This is a genomic window from Hymenobacter saemangeumensis (assembly GCF_039541835.1).
Lineage (GTDB): Bacteria > Bacteroidota > Bacteroidia > Cytophagales > Hymenobacteraceae > Hymenobacter > Hymenobacter saemangeumensis.
The window spans coordinates 1-24,257 of record NZ_BAABGZ010000028.1; the positions used below are offsets into that span (position 1 = coordinate 1).

A 24,257-nucleotide genomic window follows, 5' to 3' on the forward strand; every position below is an offset into this window, starting at 1 on the left:
CCCTGGCTCAGCAGCTCGCTCTGCAGGCTGATTTGCGTCAAGAGCGAGCCCACGTCGTCGTGCAGGTCCGCCGCTATCTGACGGCGTAGCCGCTGCTCCCGCGCCCGCTGCCTCCGGCGGTACCCCCCGATACCGGCGCCCAGGCCGCCCAGCAAAAGCACCCCCAGGGCTCCGCCACCGGCCAGCTGCCGCTGCTCCCGCAGCCGGGCCAGCTCCTGCTGCTGCGCCTGCAGCCGGTTTTGCTGGGTGAGCAGGCGCACCTGCTGCTCCGCTTTTTCGGTTTCGTAAGCTACGCGCAGCTCATTGGTGTGCTGCTCGTTTTCGCGGGCCTTGCGGGCTTCTTCCACCTGCTGAATCTGCTGAGCCAGGCGCAGCGCTTCCTGGTAGTTGCCCTGGCGCTCGGCTACCCGCATCAGGATGGTGAGCGGGCGGCTGGTTTGGAGCAGCTGGCCGCCTTGCTTGGCCACCGAGGCCCGGGCCCAGCGCGCAGCCTCCGCCAGCTTGTTCTGTCTCAGAAATATCTGCGCCAGCGCCGCCATCTCAATACTGGTTTGGGAATCCTGCCCCAGCTGCTGGGTAAGCTGCACGGCGCGGAGCTGGTAGTAAATGGCCGAGTCGGCCCGGCCCAGGTCGCTGAGGGCCCCGGCCATGCTGCCGTAGCAGCTGGTGAGGTTGCCCTCCAGGTGCTGGCGCAGCAGCAGGCGGGCACAGGCCCGGTAGTACGGCAGCGCTTCGGCCGGGCGGTGCCGCGCCCAGGCAATGTTGCCAAGCGTCTGGTACACGGCGGGCTGGCTGGTTTCATCACCCAGGCGCTGCAGGGTGGCCAGCGCCTGCCGGGCGTAGCGGTCGGCTTCGGCCAGCTGCCCCTGCTGGTGCAGCACGGTGGCCAGGTTGCCCAGGGTGGTGGCCTCGGCATGGTCCAGGCCCAGGCGGTGCTGGATGCGGGCGGCCTGCAGCAGCACCACGGCCGCGGAGTCGGCCCGCCCATTGTACATGTGTACCACACACAAGGTATTGAGCACCTCGGCCTGCTGGGCGGCGTTGCGCAGCTGCCCGAAGCCGGCGTAGGCCCGGCGCAGGTAGCGCAGCGCTTTGGGCAGCTGGTTGGTATCGCCGTAAAGCCAGCCGAGGTGAAAGCTGTTTTCGGCCCGGGCGGCCAGGGGGCCCCCTCTCAGCAGGCTTTCGGCCCGCAGCAGCAGCGGGCGGGCGCGGTGCTGGTCGGCCTGCTGCAGGTAGAGAAACCCTTGGGCGTTGATGGCCTGGCCCAGCGCGATGGAGTCGCCCAGCTGCCGCGCCAGGCGTGCGGCGGCCTGCGCGTAGTGCATCACGCCGGCCGAGTCGAGCCCGACGTTGTAGGCGCTGGCAATGCGCAGCATCATCACCAGCTGCTGATGCTCGGTGCGGGCGGCCTGCAGCGGCTGGCGCAGGCTATCGGGGACGGGTACCGGGCGGGCTTGTGTTGGCCCGCTGCTTAGCCACAAGGCCAAAGCGGGAAACAGAAGCTGCCCAACCTTCGAAAGTGTATCCATGTGGCTTGTTGAAATTAAATGCGGCAACTAGCGGGTGCTGCAGCAGGCTGGGGAGTAGCCAAAGCACCGCCTCAACCGGCTGCAAGCCTAAGCGCCCCGTCAGACAGGCTGGCGGGGCGCTTACTTCGCAGAAAAGAGGTTAAGTTTGAAATGCCGTTTCTGCACAGATGCAAAAGCAGGTTTAGTTGGTACCAAAGCGGCGGGCCAGCAGCTCGCCTTTGCTGTTTACTTCGAGCTTGCGGTACACCGTGCGGATGTGGGAGCGCACGGTATCCATGGCAATGCCCAGGCGGTCGGCAATGAGCTTGTAGCTGAGGCCGTCCTCAATGCCCTGCACAATCTGCAGCTCGCGGGCCGAGAGTACTTCGGCCGGGGCCTGCACGGGGCGGAAGTGCTGCACCACGTGCCGGGCCACGCTCGGCGACATGGGCGAGCCGCCGGCAGATACCTGCAGCAGGTGCTCCTTGAGCAGGTTAAGAGGCGTGTTTTTTATGAGGTAGCCTACCGCCCCGGCACACAGGGCCTGAAACACCCGGGCGGCGTCGTTGTACACGCTGATGAGCAGCACCTCGGTATGCGGCAGGCGCTGCTTAATGAGCTTCACGCCTTCGATGCCGGACACCCCGCCGGGCAGGCCAATGTCGGAAAGCACAACTTCGGGCATTTCCGTCTTGTGCGACAGCTCCTCCAGGAATTCTTCTACCGAGGAAGCCACCAGCAACACCCGAAATTCGGGCTGAGCTGCCAGGTACGCCGAGTAGGCTTCCCGAATAGCGGGCTGGTCTTCAATTATCGCAAGGGTTAGCATAGAACAAAGATACCGGGCGGCCTGGCGCAGCGGCAATAGCACAATGATGTTATAGCTTCCGGGCTGGCAGCAACGCAAAAAGCCCCGCATCAGCAAGATGCGGGGCTTTTTGTAAAAGTGCTTTTTGGAAGCTGCTTAGGCGCTTACCTGCGCGTCCAGCTTCTGGGCCAGCACGTGCTTGGGCACGGCGCCTACCTGCTTGTCAACAATCTGTCCGTCTTTGAACACCAGCAGCGTGGGAATGCTGCGGATGCCGAACTTCATGGACGTCTGGGGGTTGGCGTCAACGTCGACCTTGCCAACTACCACTTTGCCTTCGTACTCGCCGGCCAGCTCTTCTACTACGGGGCCTACCATGCGGCAGGGGCCACACCATTCGGCCCAGAAATCCACCAGCACAGGCTTGCCGGAGTTGATGATTTCGTCGAAGTTGGCGTCGGTTATTTCAATTGCTTTGTGTCCCATGACAGTTTTGGGGTTGGTTTCTGGGGTTAAAAAGAGTACTACGTTGGCGGGGGCGCGAAGGTAGTAGTGACGGATGAAACAAGGCCAGCGCCGGAAAGTTTCAGGGCTTATCGGGCAGGCGGTAGCTGATGCCCAGCACGGCCAGGTTGTGAAAGCGCCGGTAGCGGGTTCCATCTACCTCATAGGCGGTTACGATGTGGCTCCAGCCACCTCGCAGGCTCAGGCGGTGAGGCAGGGCCAGGCTGGCATAGAACTCCGAGTTGAGCGAGCCGCGGTCGGCCGTGCCGCCCAGCAGCAGGTTGTTCCACACAGGCCGGGGCGGGCGCTGAAAAGGCATGTCGGGCAGGAGCATGCCCGAGCGGTCGGGGCCGAAGGTGGCGCCCAGCATGTCGAGGTTGAAGCCCAGGCTTACCGGCCCGGCCACGCGGGCCCGCACATGAAAGGCCACGTTGAACGCCAGCAGCCGGGGCTCCTCCACCGTGAGCAAAGCCGCTTTGCCGGGCCCGTTTTGGTTGTCGAACTCGTTGCGCCCACTCCAGAAGTATGATACGCGCCCGCCCAGCCCGGCCTGAAACCGGCCTTTCTTGTCGATGCCCCAGAGCTGCCAGCCCGCGGCGGAGGTATAGTTCAAGGTGGGCCCCACGGCGCCGCTGAGGTCGAACACAGTGGCGTGGCGGGGCATACTGTCGGGCTGGGCCTCAGCAGCCAGCGCAGGCAGCATGGCCAGTAGTAAAGGCAGTAAGTAAGGGCGCATAGGCAAGCAAGGCCGGTGGGGCGTCAAAGCTACCCGAATAGTCGGAAAGCGCTGCTCAGCCTTACGCTACCTGTTACGTCATGGATTGGGCACTGGCCGCAATAATTCATTGCCCCCACCCGGCCCAGGCCAGGCGGGGGCTTATTAATGCGACCAATAGCCAATGGCGGTGCCTATATCAGCGCACACACGTCCATCTCCATCTCCTTCATCTTCTCGATAAAGGCCTTGGGCTCGATGGTGAAGCGGCGCGAGAACATATCCACCGACAGATGCTCGTGGGGCTCGGCAAACTGGATTTCCAGGCGCTTGCGGCCGGGGGCGGCCTCAATGGCTTCTTCCAGGCGGTCGAGCATGGGGCTGGTTACGGTGCGCAGGTCCAGCTTCACGCGCACGCCTTTGCTGCGCTTCTCGGCCACGTCGGCCAGGGGCTCCATGGTGAGGATGCGCAGGTCCCACTGGTCCTGGGAGTGGCGGCGCAGCTCCTGCTTGAGCTTCACGAACATGGGCGGCACCTGCTCGTTGGGGTAGTTGCGCGGGTTGATGAGGGGCGCAAACTTGGTGTAGTCGTCGCGGAACAAAGCCGGGTTGATGCTGCTCTCGTAGTCTTCGAGCACGAAGGTGGCAAAGGGCTGCCCGGTCTTGGTAGTCTTGAACAGGACGTTGGTAATCAGGCCCGCCACCGACAATTCTTTGTTCTTGATTTCATCTACCTTGTCGAGGCCGCAGGTGCAGTAGGCGTCAATCTCCAGCTTGTAGGTGTCGAGGGGGTGGCCCGAGAGGTAGAAGCCCACTACTTCCTTTTCTCGGCGCAGCTGCTCGGTTTTGCTCCAGGGCTCCATCTCGTGCATCTTGGGCAGCGGCGCGGCCACGGCGCCAAAGGCCCCGGCCCCGAACAGACTGTGCTGGGCCGACTCCTTGGCCGCCTGGTGCTGCTGGCCCAGCTGCATGGCTTTCTCAATCAGGTTGCGGTCGCCCTGCGGGGCTTCCAGGTAGAGGCGGCGGTGCTTGCCGAAGCCATCGAAGGCCCCGGCCTGGGCCAGGCTTTCGAAGGTCTTCTTGTTGACAGTACGCAAACTCACGCGCTTGGCGAAGTCGAAGATGTCCTGGTAGGTGCCGTTTTTCTCGCGCTCCTCTACCATGCTTTCCACGGCCAATTCACCGGCGCCCTTCACCGCGCCCATGCCGAAGCGGATGGCGCCCTCCTGGTTTACGTTGAACTTGAGCAGGGACTCGTTTACGTCGGGCCCAAGCACGGGCACACCCTGCTTGCGGGCTTCCTCAATGAAGAAAGTCACCTTCTTGATGTCGCCCATATTGTTGGTGAGCACCGCGGCCATGTACTCGGCGGGGTAGTTGGCCTTCAGATAACCCGTCTGATACGCTACTACCGAGTAGGCGGCCGAGTGGGAGCGGTTGAAGCCGTATTCGGCAAACTTCTCCATCACGTCGAACACCTCGTTGGCCTTCTTCACTGGGATGTTGTGCAGCTCCAGGGCGCCCTTGGTGAACTTCTCCCGCTCCAGGGCCATCTTCTTCATGTCCTTTTTGCCCATGGCGCGGCGCAAAAGGTCGGCGCCGCCCAGGGAGTAGCCGGCCAGAATCTGGGCCGTCTGCATAATCTGCTCCTGGTACACCATGATGCCCTGGCTGTACTCCAGAATGGGCTTGAGCAGGTCGTGCGGGTACACCACTTCCTCGCGCCCGTGCTTGCGGTTGATGAAGTTCGGGATGAACTGCATGGGGCCCGGGCGGTAGAGGGCGTTCATGGCAATCAGGTCTTCAATATTCGTCGGCTTGAGGTCCTTCAAATACTGGCGCATGCCTTCCGACTCAAACTGGAAGGTGCCGATGGTGTCGCCGCGCTGGTAAAGAGCATACGTTTTCTCGTCGTCGAGCGGAATCTCGTCGATGTCGATTTTCACGCCGTGGTTGCGCTCAATCAGGCGCAGGGCATCCACGATGATGGTCAAGGTTTTGAGGCCCAGGAAGTCCATCTTCAGCATGCCGGCCGATTCAATCACCTTGCCGTCGAACTGCGTCACCAGCAAGTCCGAGTCCTTGGACGTGGATACCGGGATGTAGTTGGTGATGTCGTCGGGGGCGATGATGACGCCGGCGGCGTGAATGCCGGTGTTGCGCACCGAGCCTTCGAGGCGCTCGGCCAGGCGCAGGATGTAGCCTTTCAGGTTATCCGGCGCGTCGTCGCGCCGAATCATGTCCAGCTCCTGGTTTTCGGCGAAGGCGCCGGCCAGGGTGGTGCCGGGCTTGTCGGGCACCATCTTGGTGAGGTCGTTGGTCTGGGGCAGGGGCAGCTCCATGGCCCGGGCCACGTCCTTGATGGAGCTTTTGGCCGCCATGGTGCCGAAGGTGATAATCTGGGCCACCTGGGTTTTGCCGTACTTGTCCACCACGTAGTCGATGACGCGCTGCCGGTTCACGTCGTCGAAGTCAATGTCGATATCGGGCATGCTCACGCGCTCGGGGTTGAGGAAACGCTCGAACAGCAGCGAGTACTTTATCGGGTCGATGTTGGTGATGCCCACGCAGTAGGCCACAGCCGAGCCCGCGGCCGAGCCCCGGCCCGGGCCCACGGCCACGCCGATGTTGCGGCCGTGGTTGATGAAGTCCTGGGTGATGAGGAAGTAGCCCGCAAAGCCCATGGTCTGAATGATGCGCAGCTCGTAGTCGAGGCGCTCCTCAATCTCGGGGGTGCGCTCGGAGTAGCGCGGGGGCTTGCTCAGCTTCACGATGCCCTTGCCCGCGCTGGGGCCGAAGGCGCCCACGTAGGTCAGCTCGCGCAGGAACTCGTCGGCATTGGCAAACTCGGCCGGGATGGGGAAGTTCGGAAGCAGGATGTCGCGGGCCAGCTTGGGCGGCGTGATTTTGCCCACAATCTCATTGGTGTTGTCCACGCTCTCGGGCACGTCCTGGAACAGCTCGTTCATCTGCGCCTGGGTTTTGAAGAAGAACTGGTCGTTGGCGAAGCCGAAGCGGGTGTGGGGTTTGGGCTTCTGCAGCTCTTCGTCGATGCGGCGCAGCTGGCGCTGGGCGGCCTCGTCGCGGCCGTAGTCGCGGCGCAGGTTGTCGAGCAGGTCGTACTTCACCTCGCCCTTGCTCGTCATCAGGGTGTAGTAGTTGGTGCGGATGTCGCCGACGGGGATGCTGTGCTCCTCGCCGGTGTTCACGCACAAGAGCAGGTCGTGGGCCGCGTAGTCGTTCTGGTCCACGTAGTGCGAGTCGTTGGTGCAGATGACCTTGACGTTGTACTTGCGGGCAAAGCCCAGCAGCACCTGGTTCACGTCTTCCTGGCTTTTGCCGGTGCCGTCGAAGTTCATCAGCCCGTGGCGCTGGATTTCGATGTAGAAGTCCTCGCCGAACAAATCCAGCCACCACTTCAGCTTCTCCTCGGCCTTTTCCTCCGTCTCGAACAGAATGGCCTGGGGAATCTCGGCGCCGATGCAGCAGCTGGTAGCAATCAGGCCCTGGTGGTACTTCACCAGCAGCTCCTTGTCGATGCGCGGAAACTTGGAGTACACGCCCTCAATGAAGCTCAGCGAGCAGAGCTTGGCCAGGTTGTGGTAGCCGGCCTGGTCCTTGGCCAGCAGCAGCTGGTGGTAGCGGTTGTCCTTCTCCCCTTTCTCCCGGCTGAAGGTTTTCTTGTGGCGGTCGGCCACCAGGTAGAACTCGCAGCCCACAATAGGCTTGACGTTGTACTTATTCGCCTCGGCCACGAAGTTGAACGCCCCGAACATGTTGCCGTGGTCGGTGAGGGCCACGGCGGGCATCTCGTCTTTCTGGGCCTTTTTCATCAGGGCCGAGATGCTGGCCTGGCCGTCGAGCAGCGAGTACTGGGTGTGGCTGTGGAGGTGGGAGAAAACGGGCATGGCGGGGCAGTGAACAGTTAGCAGTGGGCAATGAACAATGACCTAGCAGAACAGAATTGCTCATTGCTCATTGCCAATTGCCCATTGTAAAGATACCCCCGGTGGGCGGGCTTCCCCAAACAGTAATTTGCCGGAGCCTGATTCCCTGACACCTTCTTTTTCCAAGGCTGGCTTCCTGCCTCCCGTCTGTTCGGGCAGGCAGCCGCCGGCAGCCCGCCCGGGGCGGCGGCGGGCCTATGCGCCAGCAGCCTTTGCAACGGCAGGCATCAATCCCGGACCAGGTCTGGAAATAAAAAAGGCCTTCTGCAGCGAAGCAGAGGGCCTTTTTCCTGGGAGTCACCCACATTATTTACGCTTTTTGGCAGAGGAATTTCTTTTATCCTCCGCACTGGCCGATACGCTGTCTGGGCCGTCTTCCGTGTCTACTTCGTTTTCGGCTTCAGGCGCGTCGATGATGATGCGACGCTTCTGGGCCAGGCTGCCTTTGTACACTTCCGGCCCGCTTTTGCGGCGCGCCTTCCGGGCCCGCTTGTCGGCCTCTTTGGCCGAGAGTGGTGCCGGCTCCGGCATTGTCACTTCTGTTTCTTCAGTAGTCGCCGGGGCAGCCGTTTGAGCCTGGATGCGGGGTGCAGCTAAGAGCAGACAAATGAGAATGGCGAGATGCTTCATGAGTAAAAAGTAGAGGTAAGAGGTTTATACTTATTGCCAGTCCTTCTGGCAAAGGTTCTACAATAATGCGCAGCATTCCGGCCATTTGCCAGAGTTTGCGGTCGCTGCCGGCGCTGGCCCCGCCAACGACCGGTTTTTCTCGGCTGCTGTGCCGGCCCGGCTACTGGGCTTTCACCAGCAGCACTTCGCCTACGCGCACGGCGGCGTCGGCTTTCTTGTTCCAGGCCTGCAGCTCTTCTACCCGCACCCCATAGCGGCGCGAGATGCTGAACAGGGTTTCGCCCGCCGCCACGGTATGACGCGCCGGCGCCGCATCCACGGCTGCAACCGCAGGAGCCGCGCTTTTGGAGACAGGCGGCACATACAGCGCGGGGTTCCCCCCTTCCTTCACTCCCAAAGCAGTAGGTGCAGCCGCTTCGGGGGCTGCCCGCAGCCGCAGCACTTGTCCTACCACGAGGCCCGCGTTGGCAGGCAGGTTGTTCCAGGCCAGCAGGTCGGCGGGGCGCACGCTGTAGCGGCGCGCCAGGGCGTACACCGTTTCGCCAGCCGCTACCCGGTGCTCGGTAAGCTGGCCATTTTCGTCGTTTGCGGGTTTTGCGTCGGTTTCCCGGGGCTGCGCCGGTGCTGCGGCAGCCGGTGCTGCGGCCACGGGCTTCGCAACCGGCCGGGCCAGCGGGGTGCTGTCGGGAGCTGCTACGGCGGGCGTTGCGGGAGCAGCCACTACCGGCACCACGGCTGCGGGAGCAGGCTTAGCAGTTGCGGCGCTTGCCTTGCCCGCTTCCGAGGCGGTACGTACCGGCTCTTCGGCCAGGGGCTCGGGGTCGGCAGGGAGCGGGGCGGGCGGGGGCAGGGCTGCGGCGGGGGGCGCCGTAGCCAGGGCCGGAAGGGGGCGGGCAGCGGGCAGCTGCTCGTTCAGCGCCTCGGTAGCGGCGTCTTTGTCGTCGTCAGGGTCCGGTTGGCTTGCAGCGGCCGGAGGGGCTTTGGGAGTGGCCGGCGCTTTGACCGGCGCGGCAGCTACTGCCACCACCTTGCGGGGCGGGCGGGGAGCACCTACGGGCAACTCCAGGGTGCCGCCTTCCAGGTCGGTGCGGTACTCCACGGCCACCTCGCGGGGGCGGAAGTGCTGCAGCCACAGCACGCGGCCAGCCCGCAGCTCCTCGTTGGGCGCCATGCGGTTTTTCACCAGAATAGCCTTGCGGCGGATGCCGTATTTCTGGGCAATGTCGACCAGGGTTTCGCTGGAATGCACCACGTGGTATTCCACGGCTGCTTCGTCGCGCTTGCTCTCCAGGAAATAAGGGCGGCCGGCCACCACGGCATCAAACGGCCGCAGCTCGTTGTGCCGCAGGAAGGTGCCCAGCTTGACGCCCCCCCGGCGGGCCAGGTCTTCGCGGGTTTCGTTGGGCAACGCAATCAGCGCCCGCAGGTTGTTGACGCGTACCTCCTTGGCGTTCTTGGCATCCACCACGGGCGCCGTAATCAGCTCCTTGCCCGTGTCGATGCGCTGGTTGGCAGCCAGGCCAGCCGCCTGGGCAGCGTCGCTCACGGGCACAATAAGGGTGTAGGACCGGTCGGCGGGCACTACCGGGGCCAGCAGCCAGCGGTTGTGCGTGGCCAGGGCCAGGGGGTCGGCATAAATGGTTTCGGCCTGCACGGCCAGGCTTTGGCCCGGCACGGCCGGAAACTCCTGCAGGCGCAGCGGCGGCCGGGGGTTGAGGCCACAGGCCGGCTCAAAGGCAATGCGGTGGGCCAGGAAAGTCAGCACATAGGTCGACGTTTGCTCGGTGATGGCCATTTCCGTGGCTCCGGCGTCGGTGGGCAGGGTGTAGGGCTTCACGCCGCCCAGGCCCAGGTTGTAGCTGAGCAGGGCGTTGAGCCAGTTGCGCAGGGCGTTGTTGTTGCGCACCAGGAAGCGGGCGGCGGCGCGGGTGCTGGCCACCAGGTGCTTGCGCTCGTCTACTTCGTCATTCACCACCAAGCCCATGTCGGTAGCCGTGCCTTTCTTCAGCTGCCAGTAGCCCACGGCATCGTGGATGCTGACGGCGTCGCCTTTCAGGGAGCTTTCCTGCAGCACGAGGTAGCGAAAGTCCAGGGGTACGCCTTCCTGCTGCAATATCTTATCGATGATGGGGAACGCTGCATCTGCCAAATCCACCCGGCCCTGAAACGAGGGCTGGTGGCGGCAGAGGGCATCGGCGCGCTGCTGCACCAGGCGGCGCGCCTCTTCGTTCAGCACCAGGTGCAGGCCGGCCACGTCCATGGCCGCGGGCACGTCGGGGTGCGGCAGCGGAGCCAGGGGCTGGGCCAGCAGCGGGCGGGCCAGCACCAGCAGCAACAGCAGAAAAGCAGACTTCATAGGCAACAAACAAGACTTGAAGAAGCGGCAAAGAGCCGGGCTTAAAGCCATGAAAGTTACAAAGTAGCTCAATTTTGGGGAGAAAACCAGCCCCACCCCCGGCCCCTCCCCTGCGGGGGGGGGGAGCCGGCTGCAAATAAGGTAAAAGTTAAAAGACAAGAATTAAGAGACTTTCTGCCTTTTAACTCTTGTCTTTTAAATGATTTTACAGCGGATTTCAGGTCCTTTCATAGGTCAACCCTGTGCTTCCCCCTCTCCTTTTCGGAAATGCGAATGAAGCATTTTTTGGGGGCCGGGGGGTGAGGCTACTACCAGAACGAGGCCCTACAGTAACCACAGAACCGCTCTAACTTTCTAACTCATAAATCTACTGCCCGCCGGGGCGGCCGCGCCAGCCTCCGTCGCGGGGTCCGTCCGGCCCATCGGCCGGGGCTTCGGCCGGCACGGCGTTGCCGCTGCGGATGTTGTAAGTGAACATGAGCATGAGGTAGCGCTGCAGGATATTGGTTTGTACGTCTTCGAAGTAGGCCTCGGTCACGTTGCGCTGAATGCTCTGGTTCTGGCCCAGGATATCGAAGGCGTAGAGCTTGATTTCGCCGCGCTGTCCGGGAAATAGCTTCTTGCCTATGCTGCCGTTCCAGAGCAGGAACTGCTGGTTGAAGCCAGCCGACAGGCCGGAATAAGCCTGGTGGGCGAGGTCGGTTTGAATGCTGATGCCCGGGCCCACAATCCAGTTCAGGCGGAAGCGCGTCACCTGGGCGAAGTAGTTGTTGTCGAGCTGCGCCTGCAGGGTGTTGCGCACCAGGTTCTGCGTCGAGGTGGAGGACAGCGTGAAGTCCAGCCGCTCGCTGATGTTGCTGCTCAGCACCAGGCCCGCGCCGAAGCTCGGCGTGCGGGCGTAGTTGAGGCTGTTGTTGACCAGGCCCGGCACCTGGCTGTAGTTGGCCGACAGGTTGAAGTTGAGGTTGGTTTTGATAGGCTTGATGGGCCGGCCGTAGGTGAGCAGGGAGCGCAGGGTGTACTGCTGGCTTAGGTTCACGGGCTGGGAAAGCTGGCCGCCGGCGGGCAGCTCCACTACTTCGCTGCTGCCGGCGGGCGTAACTGCCGCTCCCCGCGGGCCGGCCACAAAGGTGTTGTTGCTGATGGCATCCTGGGTGTAGGAGCCGCCGATGAAGGCAAAAAAGTTACTGGCTTTCTCGGGGTTGGAGCCGGTGTAGCGCACAATGAAGTTGTGGCGCAGCTCCTGCTGCAGCGTGGGGTTGCCAATGGTCAGCTGCAGGGGGTTGGCGTTGTTTACCACGGCCTGCAGCTGGCCGATGCTGGGCGGGTTGGTGCTGGTGCGGTAAAAGGCCCGCAGGTTGTGCTGCTTGCTGAAGCGGTAGTTGAGCATGGCCGTGGGCAGCACGTTCAGAAAAGTAAAGCGGGCCTGCCCCGGCATGGGAAACTCGGCGTCGGAGTGCAGCACCGAGTGCTGCACCGAAGCACCCACCATGGCCTGGTACTTGGGCGTGATGTGGCGGTAGCTCAGGCCCCCGGCCTGGGTGAGGTAGTAATTTTCGAACACGTTGCTCAGGGCCCGGTTCAGGTTTACGTAGTCGGCCGTGGCCTCGTCGTAGTCGAAGGTGCGCTTGTTGGAGTTGTTGGGGGCGTACGACGCGTTGTAGCTGGCCTGCAGCACGTCCTGCCGGGTCAGGGGCTCGGCGTAGGCCAGGCTGCCCGTGAGGCTGCCGCCTTCCTGGCGCAGCGTAGAACGCTGGTTGAGGTTGCTGGCGCCGGCGGCCGAGTTGAGCGTGCTGAGGTTGTTGGTGCCATCCTTCTGGCTGTAGCCGCCGCCGACGCCCAGCGAGATGGTGCGCCCGGGCTTGGCAAAGCGGTGGCGCAGCAGCAGGTCGTTGTCGGAGCTCAGGCCCCGGAAGCTGGAGCGGTACGCGCTGCTGATGTTGCTCTGCAGCTGCTCGGCCCGCAGGGTGAGGCCCGTCAGGTCGCTGGCGCCCTCGTTGAGCTGGTAGCTCAGGCGCGGCCGGAACAGGATGGAGTTCATCGAGTCCAGCTTGTGCTCCAGGCGCAGGTTGAAGCGGTGGTTGGTGTTGAGGCTGCCGGTGCTTCCCTCCTGGTTGTAAATGGTGCGGGCCTCGTCGGCGTACTGCCGGCGCGTGCTGCTGGCCACGGTATTGTCGGCCCGGTTGAAGAAGTAGCTGGCCGTGGCTTCGGTTTTCTTGTTCCAGGTGTTGGAGTAGTTGGCACCAATGGCGTTGGTTTTGGTGATGCCGCCGCTCTGGTTTACCAGGAAGTCGCTGGCGCCGCCTCCCCCACCACCGGGGCCGCCCTGCCCGCCGCCCCGCGGGCCGCCACCACCGCGCTGCCCGCCGCGGCCGCCCCCGCCCTGGTTGGAGCCGCCCACTACGCCCAGCAGGTCTTCGGTGCCGAAGTTCTGCTCGTTCACGTTGTTGGACTGGGCCAGCAGCGACATGCGGCGCTCGCCGTCGAAGGTGTTGATGTTGCCGCTGGCGCGGTAGCGCTCCGGGCCGGCGCCGGCCACCACCCGCCCGAAGGTGCCCTTGCGGTAAGCCGGCTTGGTCACGATGTTGATGGTCTTGGTGGTGTTGCCGTCGTCGAAGCCCGAGAAGCGGCTTTGCTCGCTGCGCTGGTCAAACACCTCAATCTTGTCAATCACCTCGGCCGGCAGGTTTTTCAGCACCGCGTCGGGGTCAGAGCCGAAAAAGGGCTTGCCGTCGACCAGCACCTGCTGCACATTTTCGCCCTGAGCCTGCACCTTGCCGTCGGCGCCCACTGTTACGCCCGGCATCTTGGTAATCAGGTCGCTGGCGTTGGCATCGGGGTTGGTTTTAAAAGCCCGGGCGTTGAACTGGGTGGTGTCGCCCTTCTGCACGCTCTGCGCGGCCTGGCCCAGCACCGTTACGCCCTTGAGCTGCACGCCGCCGGCCTGCATCGCCACCGTGCCCAGCTGCACCGGCGCGCCGCCCACGGCGAGGGGCTGCCGCTGGCTGCGGTAGCCAACGAAGGATATATCCAGCACGTAGCGCCCGGCCGCCACGTTGTCGAACCGGAAGCGGCCCTCGGCATCGGCCGCGGCGCCGGCTTTCACCGAGTCGGGCAAGTGAATCAGCAGCACGTTGGCTCCAATCAGCGGCGACTGGTCTTTGCCATCGGTCACGCGCCCGCTCACGCTGGTGGGCGCCTGCGCCCAGGCCGCCGGAATGGTTGACAGGAATAGAAGGGTAAACAGGAAGGTTGTCTGAACCACGGATTTATCGGATTTATCGGATTACACGGATTTTGTAGACGACTGCGAACGGGAAAGGTTAAATGCCACCGTGTACAAACGTCCCAGTTAGGCAGACAAGACCTTTATCTAAGCCTTCCGCCTCCTCATCCACTCGATTTTCAGGACTTTCGTGAATCGTCTACGAAATCCGTGTAATCCGAAAAATCCGTGGCAAACGAAGTTCAGCGAAGCTAATCCGTGGTTGGCTACGCCTTCCTGCGGGTCAGACAACCTTGCGCAGCAGCAGCAGGCCGTCGCGCAGGGGCAGGAACACGCTTTCCACGCGGGGGTCGGCGGCCATCTTGTCGTTGAAGGCCCGCACGGCCAGCGTGTCTTTGTCGCTGGGCTTCACGGGGTAGTCGGGCAGCACCTTGCCGCCCCACAGCACATTGTCAATAATGAGCAGCCCGCCTGGCCGCACCTGGTTTATTACCAACTCAAAGTACCGGTCGTTGTTAATCTTGTCAGCGTCAATAAAGACCAAGTCCCAGGTTTCCTCGACCAAGGTGCGTAAAACTTCGTGTGCCGCGCCGATGTGCAGCTGCACCCGCTCGCTGAGGCCGGCGGCGGCCACGTAGCGCCGGATGCGGCTTTCCCGCTCGGGGTTGATTTCGATAGTGTGCAGCACGCCATCGGGGGCCAGCCCTTCGGCCAGGCACAGGGCCGCGTAGCCCGTAAAGGTGCCGATTTCCAGAATGCGCCGCGGCCGCATCAGGTGGCTGAGCATGCTCAGCAGCCGGCCCTGGCTGTGGCCGGAGCTCATACGCGGCATCAGCAGCTGCACGTGGGTTTCGCGGGTGAGCTGGGCCAGCAGCGGCGGCTCGGGGCTGCTGTGCTGCTCGGCGTAGTACTGGGTGGGGTCGGCGTCGGTCAAAGGATTTTACTAGTTTGATAGCAGGTAGTTATAAGCTACTTTTCTGCCCTATTGCTCTTTCGGAGTTATTCTGAAAGAGCAATCGAGGGCCGGACACTTAGCGCGACTCCTCCACCCTCCCAGCGTTGGGCTCGTAAAAGTGCTGTCGATGGTATGCTAAAAATGCTGGGGCAATCCGATGCTTGCCATGCACGCTCAGCTTTTCGGGTAGGCCCAGCGCAGGGGGGCCCAGCAACAGGCCATCATCGGCAATGCCGAAGGCCCCCATATCGAACAGCACGTGGTGGTTGGGGCAAAGGCACAGTACGTTTTCCAGTAGGTCAGGGCCGTGGTGCGGGGCTCCCAGCGCCTGCACGTGAGCGGCTTCGGCATAAGGCGTTTCGGCCATTCCCAGGCGCACGCCGCACACCTGGCAGCGGTAGTCGTACAGCTTTTTTACAGCCCGCGTCACGGTCGTGTCCCGCACGATGCGCAGTGTGGTGGTTTCTCGGCGTGGCGCCGCCCCGTAGCCCACTTCCGGCTCCCAGGCTAGCTGGCCGAACAATTCGCGTTGACCGGCCGCCCGCGCCATTTCTTCTGTCAGCGGCTGGTCCGCTATTCTTTCCAGGCGAAAGCACCAGATGCGGTGGCCCGACTTACCCGTGGCCGCCCAGTGGCTGACAATGCGGTACAGCCCCGCGTAGCGGTAAAAGCTGCTGCCGCCGGCTGTCACTTTGCGCGTTACGCGCACCGGCAAGCCCTCGGTGATGTTGCGCACCAGCTCCCGGTTGGCGCCCGTCAGCTCCTGGTCGGCTACCTGCTGCCCGGTTTCGGCGCTGCGCCCACCCCTGCCGGTGTAGAGGATAACGTCGCCATAATCGGCATCGTCCTCGTAGCCACCGGATAGCACAATAGACTCGGCCCCTGCTCCTTGCCGTGCGCTGATGCCAGCCTGGGTCTGGCGGTGCACGCCTGCTCCCCACAGCTCCAGCCGGTTGGCAAACTCATGTCCTGGGGAAATACCCGGGATGGCGCCGAAAACAGGGGGCTGGGACTTCGACACGGCACTACTTTCCCTCCGGCACGTACTGCAGCACGCTCAGGTTGTCGTCGGTAAACACCTCGTTGGCCATGTCGCGCAGCTCGGCGGCCGATATGGCTTCGATGCGCCCGAAAATCTCAGTCAGCGGCTCCACGCGGTTTAGGTCGAGGGTGCTTTTGCCCAGCAGCTGCATCAGGCCGCCGTTGCTTTCTTCACTCATGGCCAGCTGGCCCATGAGTTGGTTTTTAGCAATGTGCAGCTGGTTGGTGGTAAGCGAAAACTCGCGCAGGCGCTTCAGCTCCTTCTGCACCAGGCCCAGGGTGCGCTTCACCTGCTTGCCCTCGGTGCCAAAGTAGATGCCGAACAGGCCAGTGTCGGTGTAGGGCGAGTAGGTACTGTCGATGGTGTACACCAGGCCGTACTTCTCACGCACGGCCAGGTTGAGGCGGGAGTTCATGCCCGGGCCGCCCAGGATGTTGTTGAGCATGAAGAAGGGAATGCGGCGGGCATCGGTGAGCGGGTAGGCCGGGCCGCCCAGCAGGCAGTGGGCCTGGTGAATGGGCCGGGTTTCGATGCGCGTCTTGCGCTCGTAGCCCGTCACGGCCAGGCGGGGGCGCTCGCCCAGGCGGGGACGCTGCGGGGCCAGGTACTTGTCGGCCAGGCGCTTCACCTCCTTAAACGGCAGGTTGCTCACCGAGCTGAACACCAGCCGGTCGGTGCGCACGTTTTCGTTGTAGAAAGCATGGAAGTCGGCGCTCTGAAAGCCGCTCACGCTCTCGCGGGTGCCCAGGATGTTGACGCCCAGCGGGTGCTCACCAAAAATCACCTCATCAAACGTGTCGATGATGGCATCTTCGGGGGCATCCTCGTACATGCTCATCTCCTCCAGAATCACGCCCCGCTCCTTTTCCACCTCGCGGCCGGGAAAGGTGGAGTTGAAGGTGAGGTCGGTGAGCAGCTCGAAGGCCCGCTCGAAGTGCGTGCTGAGCAGGGAGGCGTAGAAGCAGATTTTCTCCTTGGTGGTGTAGGCATTCAGCTCGCCGCCCACGTTTTCGAGGCGGTTGAGGATGTGGAAGCTCTTGCGCTTGCCGGTGCCCTTGAAAGCCATGTGCTCCCAGAAGTGGGCCAGGCCTTTCTGGTGGGGCTTCTCATCGCGCGAGCCAATGTCGAGCAGGAAGCCGCAGTGGGCAATTTTGGTATGCAGCACCTGCTTGTGCAGCAGCCGGATGCCGTTGGGGTATTCGTAAATTTCGTAATCGGACATAAGAGTGCAAAGGTACCGCCGGGGAAGGCTTACGAAAGCCCCCCGCCAGTGGTGATGCCGGGCCGCAGTATTTCCGTTGCTGGCCGGGCATGCTGAGGCCGCCAGCCAGAAAAATAACATTCTCAGCCAGTAGCTTCTTCGCTTCTTTCGCCGGGCCGGTACCTTTGCAGGGCATTATTGGCGCACGTATGAATTTTATGCTTCGAGTAGCCGGCGGCGCCTTGCTGCTTGCCCTGCCCCTGGCCACCCGGGCCCAGACCACCGGCGTGGGCATTGGCACCAGCACGCCCACCAGTACCCTGCAGGTAAACGGCTCCCTTGCCGTGAAAGTGAGCAACAACCTGGCCGGTAACGCCGGCGGGGGCGGCAGCGGCACACCTTTGGGCGATACCGGCTACGTGGGGCTGAGCCCTACGGGCGGTGCCGACTACTACCTGCTGCCCACCGCCAGCAGCTGCCCCGGCCGCATCTACTACCTGCGCAACAACAGCGGCAGCAATATTGCCTACCTCGGTACTGGCTCCGGCACCAACGGCGGAGCCATTTTTGAGGGCGGCACCAGTGCTGCGGCCGTCCTTCCATATTTCATGCAGCCCTCTGGCCTCACCAAGACCGTCACCGTTATATCCGATGGCGCGAACTGGACGCTGATTAAAGGCGGCCACTAAGGCTCAGTGCCGGCCAGCAGAAAGAAGCCCCTGCCCTACTGCCGGCCGGGGCTTCTTTCTGCTGGCGGCCAGGCCCCGCCGGCCTGGCTGAAGCGGTGGTGCCTGGCCGCCAGCAGAAGCCGGTTGCGAGCCTATCCCAAAGCTGTAGAGAGGCTTGCTTGGGTCTGCGGGGCCGCCCCCTGGGCTGTGGGTTTGCCAGGTTGTTCCAGGGGCGGTATGCGCCGGAATTTCCTTCCCAACCACTTCGCCAGTAGTTTATCTCCGAAAAGCCATCGGCGATGCATAGCTACTCTGCGGGCCTTCCGCAGCATGCCGGGGCTGGCGGGGGCTGTTAATGTATTTGGCTTATCGGGTCTTATATTTCGTGGATTTCGTTTACATGCACGACTTTATTTACTTCCGGCGCTACTTTTTCTGGGGAATAAGTGCCCTGCTGATGCTGGCCGGATTTCGCGGCAGCACGGCGGCCCCTATGCCCCCACCCGACTCGCTGGCCTTTTACCTGGCCCGCCCCGCCTTGCCCGACACCATGCGGGTAAAGTACCTGATACTGGCCAGCTTTTACCAGCAGTCCAACGACCTGGCCCAGGCCCGGCAGTACAGCGAGCAGGCCCTGGCCCTGGCTCGCCGCATTGGGTTTAAGCCGGGCACGGCCTCGGCCCTCGAAACCCTGGGCAACGCCCACTACTATGCCGGCAACTACCCCCAGGCCCAGCGCCTTTTCCTGGAAGCCCTGGCTCTGAACAAGCGCCTGCACCGGCAAAGGGGCGTTGGCAACTCCTACCTGGGGCTCGGCAACGTGGCCGTGATGCTCTACGACCGTCCCAAGGCCCTGCAGTTTTTTGCCAGGGCCCAGCAGGCGTTTGCCGCCATGAGCCCGCCATCGGCAAACTCCCAGATACTGACGCTGAACAACATAGCCGGAGTTTACCTGGAAGCCAAGAACCCCGCGAAGGCCACCCAGTTTTACCGGCGGGCCCTGGCCCTCACCTCACCCGACACGGAGCCCCGCCTTACCGTGGCCATCCGGCGCGGCCTGGCGGAGCAGCAGCTGGCCGCCGGCAACCCCGACTCGGCCCAAACCCACCTCAACCAAGGCCTGGCCCTGGCCCAGAAAATTGGCGAACAGTGGGAAGAAGCCGGCCTCCGGGCCCTTCAGTCCCGGTTAGCCCTCCGGCGCGGCCACCCCACCGGTGCCCTGGCGCAGGCCCGCCAAGCACTCCACCTGGCCCGGCAGGCCGGGCATGCGGCCGAAGAAGAAGACGCCCTGCGCGCCATGGCCGCGGCCCTGGCTGCGCTGGGCCGGTCCGAAGCCTACGACACCCTAAAAAGCTACCTGACCCTGCACGACACCCTGCTGGCCCGCGACCGGGCCGATGCCATCATTGCCGGCCAGGCCCGCTTCAACGATGCCGAACAGCAGGCCCGCATCCGCAGCCTGGAGCAGCAGGAGCGCCTGGCCCGGCAGGCCAAGGAGCTGGCACACCTTCGCTACAACCAGAAGCTGTGGGCCTTGTCGGCCCTGGCAGCCCTGGCGCTGGCCGCCGGTGGGAGCCTGCTCTGGCTGTACCGCCGGAGGCAGCGGGCGCGGGAGCAGTCGCTACGTCGTCAGATAGCGGCGGACCTGCACGACGACGTGGGCTCGCTCTTGACGCAAATCAGCCTGCAGAGCGAGCTGCTGAGCCAGGGCGTGTACGGCCCCGAGCAGCAGGAGCGCTACCTGGCCCACATGGCCGAGGCCAGCCGCATGGCCGTGCGCCAAATGAGCGACGTGGTCTGGGGCCTGAGCCAGCCCGGCCATTCGCCCACACTGGGCAACCTGCTGGAGCGCATGCGGGAGCATGCCTTCGAAGTACTGGAGCCCACGCACCTGGGCATCAACTTTCAGACGGCACCGGAGCTGAAAACGCTGGCGTTGCCGGCCAGCAACCAGCAAACGCTGTTTCTCATCTACAAAGAGGCCCTGCACAATGCCACCAAACACGCCAAAGGCGCTACCGAAGTGCTGGTGCGCCTGCAGCAGCTGGGGCAGAGCCTGCAGCTCGAAGTGCGCGACAATGGGCAACCCGGCGCCAGCGACGCCTCCCACCCGGGCACCGGTGGCAATGGCCTGGGCAACATGCAGGCGCGGGCAGCCAACCTGGGCGGCCGGGTAGCTTACGAAGCCGCCCCGGGTGGCTTCTGTGTAGTTGCCAACCTTCCGCTGGGCTAAGGCCTGTGGACAGTTGGCAAGCAGGACGGAAGTAGCCGCGAAAATCCGTTTCGCGACGAGCTGTAGGCGAGCAACCCGGTCCTGCGCAGGCCCAAATTGGCGCCTGGAGCGCCACGCGAAACGGTTTTTCGCGCTACTGCCCACACAGTCTAGGCAGCTGCCGGTTACTTAAGCTTTGGCAACGGCCGCCAGTGGGGCCAGCAGCTGCGCAACCTGAATGTTATGGGCGCAGCGGAAGTGCCCGAGTGGGCAGGCCGCGTGCCCGTGCAGGCCGCAGGGCCGGCAGGCCAGCGGCTCCGGCGTTTCCACCACCCACGATAACGGGCTCAGGGGCCCAAAGCCAAAGGCGGGCACGGTGCTGCAAAAAACCGCCGTCACTGGTGCTCCCACAGCCGAGCACAGGTGCAGCGGCGCCGAGTCGTTCACGTAGTTCATTACGGCTCCCCGCATCAGCGCAGCCGAGGCCAGCAGGCTTAGCTTACCCGCCAGGCTTGCTACTCCGGGCCGGCGAGTGGTGGCGGCCAGCCGCTCGCAGGCGGCTACGTCGGGCGGGCCACCCAGCAGAAACACCCGCAGCCCCGCGGGCAGGGCAGCCAGCAGCTCCAGCCATTTCTCTTCCGGGTACTGCTTGGTAAACCACACCGAGGTGGGTGCCAGGCAGATGTACGGGCCGCCAGCTGCATGGCCGGCCGCCACAGCTTCATCGGCCGCGCTTGGGTAGAGCCGGGGGGCTGACAGCGTTAAAAGCGGAGCGTTAACAGTTAACAAGTCATCCCGACTGTTGTCCGTCTGATGTGCTTCGCTGGTTTTACCTTTTAACTTTTCGCTTGTAGCCAACAAGCGCAGGTTGCGCTCTACTTCATGGGTGCCATCGCCGATGTGGTGGGGCACCCGGCGCGTGAAGAAGCGGCTGAAGGGGTTTTTAGCAAACCCAACCCGCTCGGGCGCCCCGGAAAACGCCGTTAGAAAGCCCGTGCTCGCAAAGCGCTGCAGGGTAACGACGCGGCCGTAGCGGGCGGCTCTAATCTGTCCCAGCAGCCGCCACAGGCCGGCGTACTTACCCTGCTTCTTGTCCCATACCAGCACCTGCCGTACGTAGGGGTGGCCGGCCAGCAGGCCTTCGTTGCCGCGGCGCACCAGCACATCCACCGGCGTGGCCGGCTCGGTCTGCTGCACGTACTCCAGCAGCGCCGTCAGCAAAATCACGTCGCCAATGAAAGCCGTTTGGATAAGAAGCAGGGGGCGGGGCAGTTGCGGCATGGACAAAACTGGCATCAGCAGTAAATCAGCTGCTGATAAGACGTTTAACAACGAAACGCGCACCCGAAAGCCAGTCTTCCAGGTGCGCGTGTTATCAAATTGTTAATTATGCAGAATCTACGTAAGCTGGGCCGGCCGGTTGATGATTTCCTCCAGGGAAATCAGGGTTTCGGTCCGTTCAATGCCCTCAATGAGCTGCACCCGGTCGTGCAGAACGTCGCGCAGGTGCTGGGTGTCGCGGCACATCAGGCGGGCAAACACGCCGTAGGCTCCGGTGGTGAAGTGAATGCTCACCACCTCCGGAATATCGCGCAATTGCTCCACCACGCTGGCATACACCGAGCTCTTAAGTAGATAGATTCCAAGAAACGCATTTACCCCATAACCAAGCTTTTGGAAGTCGATACGCAGGGTGGCGCCTACCACGATTCCCAGCTCTTCGAGCCGGGCCATGCGCACGTGAACCGTACCACCCGACACGTGCACTTTGCGCGCAATCTCGGTGTAAGGCATCTTGGCATCCTGAATTAGTAGATTCAAAATTTTCCGGTCGGTATCATCAAGTTCGTAATTCCGGGCCATATTTTGAGGGGGTTAATTGTTATTACCGTAAACCTACGGAGTGAAAAGTAAATTTATTGTAAATTTTTACGCGAATGGCGGAACTTATTTTAACCATTCAACTAAATGTTCTACATTTGTCGCAATCCCTAGCAAACGGCTTCGGACCTGTAAATGTAGCGTGGTGAAATTGGCAGACATACCCTCCTATCTCGAGGGTGAAGGTTAAGGAGAAATCGGCCTGCGCCGGCTAACTACTTCGTGAAGGTTCAAGTCCTTCCGCTACAGCTGGAGTTGGAATAGAGGAGAAGAGGGGAAAAACCGAGCGACGCATCTGGGTGGGTGCGTCCCTCACACAAGCAGGAGGCGGCATCTGGGTGGGTGCCGCCTCTTCGTGTATATACCGCGAAATAACCACCATCTACCCGATTGTTACTACCGGGCAGCAACAGCCTTCTTTTGCTGGAAACGCGCCACCCCACTTTTCAGGTATTGGCTGAACCGGGCCACGTCGGGCTCATAGGCTACGGGCTCCAGCAAGGGCTGCCCGCTGGGGTCGTTGGGGTCGAGCAGCACGTAGTAGGGCTGGGCATTGGCTTTAAACTGCCGAATCTGGTAGTCGAGGTTCTGCTCGCCCATGGTTGTTTTCAAGCGGCCATCGCGCGGCGAGGTGTACCAGTCGGCCTTGGGCAGCTCGGTTTTATCGTCGGCGTAGAGGGCTACTACCACGTAGTCGTCGCGCAGCTGGCGGAGCACCTGCTCGTGGGCCCACACATCGGCTTCCATGCGGCGGCAGTTGCCGCAGTTGTGACCGGTAAAGTCCACAAACACCGGCTTGCCCTTTTCGCGGGCGCACTGCAGGGCTTCCTTGAGGGTAAAGTAGCCGTGCAGGCCCAGTGGCAGCTCCAGCGTTTCGGCGTAGCTGGGCGGGCTGCAGATGCTGTTGCCGGCCGCCACCACCGGCGCGGCGGCGTTCAGGCTGAAGTCCTGGCGGGTGGGCGGGGGCACAATGGCTGAGAGCGTGGGCAGCGGCGCCCCAAACAGGCCTGGAATCAGGTACACGGCAAACATGAAAGCCGTCATGGCCAGCACCAGCCGCGGCACGCTCACGTGGGCCGTGTCGCTGTCGTGCGGCAGCCGGATTTTGCCCAGCAGGTAAAAGCCCAGAATGGCCGCCAGCACTATCCAGATGGTCAGGAACAAAGGCCGCGGCAGCAGCCCCCAGTGGTATGACAAATCGGCGGAGCTCAGGAATTTAAAAGCCAGGGCCAGCTCGAAAAAGCCCAGCACCACCTTCAGCACGTTCAGCCAGCCGCCGGAGCGGGGCAGCGACTTGAGCAGGGTGGGGAACAGGGCAAACAGAATGAAGGGCAGGGCAAAGGCCAGTGAAAACGCCAGCATGCCCAGCGTGGGGCGCAGCAGCTCGCCGTTGGCTGCTGCAATGGCCACCGTGCCCACGATGGGCACCGTACAGGAAAACGAAACCAGTACCAGCGTGGCCGCCATGAAAAACAGCCCCGTCCAGCCGCCTTTATCGGCTTGCGCATCGGCTTTGTTGACCAGGGCCGTTGGCGCATTGATTTCAAACAGCCCCAGAAACGACAAGCCAAACACCAGGAAAATCACGAAAGACAACACGTTGGGAAACCAGTGCGAGCTGATGGACGTGGCCGCGTCGGCCCCAAACAGCAAGCTGAGCAGCACGCCGGCTCCCGTATAAATGGCCATAATGGACAAGCCATAGCCGGACGCCATCAGCACGCTGCGGCGGCGCGTGCCGCCCATGCTGGTGAAGTACGACACCGTCATGGGCAGCATGGGGTACACGCAGGGCATTATGACGGCCAGCAGGCCCCCGCCAAAAGCCAGCAGCAGGTACTCCCACAGCCCCAGCGCCGGCTTCGGGGCCGCAGCGCCCTTGGGCCCGACAGCCTCGGCCGGCACGCTGGCCGCAGCCGACGCTGTAGCAGGCACCGCCGCAGTGGCGGGAGCAGCGGTAGCAGCAGCTGCGGCGCTGTCGCGGCCGGGCAGGCCGGCGCGGGTGGCCGTATCGGGCGCGGGCAGGGCTGCGGGGGCAGCCGCGCTGGCTTTGGCAGCGGGGTCGGCCGAGGGCGGCAGGGCTCCCGTGGCCTTGGCCGCACCAGCCGCGGCCACGGTAAAGGGGCCAAAAGTGACTACCTCGTTGCCAGGGATGCAGCGCCCGTCCACATCGGTACAGGTCTGGTAGTCGGCCTCGGCCTTGATGGTGAGGGCGCCGGGCTGCAGCAGCTTGATGCGCTGCCGTATCTGCCCGGCTTTTTCCCAGAAGGCTACTTCCCCTTTGAAGATTTCGTCCTGCTCGTGGTGCGAGTTTATGGACTTGGGCTTGCCTACCAGCGCATAAGCCGGGCTGGGCGTAAACTTGAGGGTAAAGACCACGGGCCCCACTTCTTCGCTGAAATCGGTGGCATAGAGGTGCCACTTGTCGTCGATGCGGGCGTTGATGATGAGGTCAAGCTCCTCCCCTACCTTGGCCGTGGGCTGGCTCAGGGCGGTGCTCAAGTGGGTGGGCGTGAGCACCTGTGCCGAAGCGGAGGCCGCCAGAAACAGCCAGCAGATGAGAGAGGTAAGCGTCCAAAGATTTTTCATAAGTAGGGCAGCAAC

At 63.0% G+C, this 24,257-nt stretch carries 16 protein-coding genes; 2 read left to right on the forward strand and 14 right to left on the reverse strand.

Features of this window, described 5'->3' with window-relative positions; translation table 11 throughout:
• The 11 genes from ABD919_RS12495 to ABD919_RS12545 form a co-directional block, all read right to left on the reverse strand.
• On the reverse strand, window positions 1-1,529 hold a 1,529-nt coding region (locus ABD919_RS12495; protein ID WP_345236354.1), incomplete at its 3' end, for a tetratricopeptide repeat protein.
• A gap of 181 nt (window positions 1,530-1,710) precedes the next feature.
• Window positions 1,711-2,337: a response regulator gene (locus tag ABD919_RS12500; RefSeq protein ID WP_345236355.1), complete on the reverse strand. Its 627-nt coding sequence runs from the start codon at window positions 2,335-2,337 to the stop codon at window positions 1,711-1,713.
• Between the two features lie 135 nt (window positions 2,338-2,472).
• Complete coding sequence (trxA, locus tag ABD919_RS12505; protein WP_345236356.1) at window positions 2,473-2,802, reverse strand: thioredoxin; 330 nt, start codon at window positions 2,800-2,802, stop codon at window positions 2,473-2,475.
• Window positions 2,803-2,902: 100 nt separating this feature from the next.
• Window positions 2,903-3,556, reverse strand: a complete 654-nt coding sequence (locus ABD919_RS12510) for a hypothetical protein (RefSeq protein WP_345236357.1) — start codon at window positions 3,554-3,556, stop codon at window positions 2,903-2,905.
• Window positions 3,557-3,729: 173 nt separating this feature from the next.
• Complete coding sequence (gene dnaE / locus ABD919_RS12515; protein WP_345236358.1) at window positions 3,730-7,443, reverse strand: DNA polymerase III subunit alpha; 3,714 nt, start codon at window positions 7,441-7,443, stop codon at window positions 3,730-3,732.
• 345 nt (window positions 7,444-7,788) lie between these two features.
• Window positions 7,789-8,112: a hypothetical protein gene (locus ABD919_RS12520; protein ID WP_345236359.1), complete on the reverse strand. Its 324-nt coding sequence runs from the start codon at window positions 8,110-8,112 to the stop codon at window positions 7,789-7,791.
• 160 nt (window positions 8,113-8,272) lie between these two features.
• The gene (locus ABD919_RS12525; RefSeq protein WP_345236360.1) at window positions 8,273-10,468 is read right to left on the reverse strand and encodes a LysM peptidoglycan-binding domain-containing protein; all 2,196 of its coding nucleotides are present in this window, start codon (window positions 10,466-10,468) and stop codon (window positions 8,273-8,275) included.
• A gap of 367 nt (window positions 10,469-10,835) precedes the next feature.
• The gene (locus ABD919_RS12530) at window positions 10,836-13,733 is read right to left on the reverse strand and encodes an outer membrane beta-barrel protein (RefSeq protein WP_345236361.1); all 2,898 of its coding nucleotides are present in this window, start codon (window positions 13,731-13,733) and stop codon (window positions 10,836-10,838) included.
• A 244-nt stretch (window positions 13,734-13,977) separates the two neighbouring features.
• Window positions 13,978-14,628, reverse strand: a complete 651-nt coding sequence (locus tag ABD919_RS12535; RefSeq protein ID WP_345236362.1) for an O-methyltransferase — start codon at window positions 14,626-14,628, stop codon at window positions 13,978-13,980.
• A 97-nt stretch (window positions 14,629-14,725) separates the two neighbouring features.
• Window positions 14,726-15,670, reverse strand: coding sequence for a YDG/SRA domain-containing protein (locus ABD919_RS12540; RefSeq protein WP_345236363.1), 945 nt, complete (start codon window positions 15,668-15,670; stop codon window positions 14,726-14,728).
• A gap of 4 nt (window positions 15,671-15,674) precedes the next feature.
• Entirely contained in the window at window positions 15,675-16,913 is a 1,239-nt protein-coding gene (locus ABD919_RS12545; RefSeq protein ID WP_345236364.1) for a M16 family metallopeptidase, read from the reverse strand.
• A gap of 197 nt (window positions 16,914-17,110) precedes the next feature.
• On the opposite strand from ABD919_RS12545, the gene ABD919_RS12550 reads away from it, so the two are divergent.
• Window positions 17,111-17,581: a hypothetical protein gene (locus ABD919_RS12550; RefSeq protein WP_345236365.1), complete on the forward strand. Its 471-nt coding sequence runs from the start codon at window positions 17,111-17,113 to the stop codon at window positions 17,579-17,581.
• A 379-nt stretch (window positions 17,582-17,960) separates the two neighbouring features.
• Window positions 17,961-19,793 (forward strand): tetratricopeptide repeat-containing sensor histidine kinase, encoded by a 1,833-nt coding sequence (locus ABD919_RS12555; protein WP_345236366.1) that lies wholly within the window; start codon window positions 17,961-17,963, stop codon window positions 19,791-19,793.
• Between the two features lie 168 nt (window positions 19,794-19,961).
• Here the strand turns inward: ABD919_RS12555 and ABD919_RS12560 are convergent, their stop codons facing one another.
• The 3 genes from ABD919_RS12560 to ABD919_RS12570 form a co-directional block, all read right to left on the reverse strand.
• Window positions 19,962-21,053, reverse strand: a complete 1,092-nt coding sequence (locus tag ABD919_RS12560; protein ID WP_345236367.1) for a glycosyltransferase family 9 protein — start codon at window positions 21,051-21,053, stop codon at window positions 19,962-19,964.
• Window positions 21,054-21,170: 117 nt separating this feature from the next.
• Entirely contained in the window at window positions 21,171-21,635 is a 465-nt protein-coding gene (locus tag ABD919_RS12565) for an AsnC family transcriptional regulator (RefSeq protein WP_345236368.1), read from the reverse strand.
• 414 nt (window positions 21,636-22,049) lie between these two features.
• Entirely contained in the window at window positions 22,050-24,242 is a 2,193-nt protein-coding gene (locus ABD919_RS12570; protein ID WP_345236369.1) for a protein-disulfide reductase DsbD family protein, read from the reverse strand.
• Window positions 24,243-24,257: the final 15 nt, after the last annotated feature.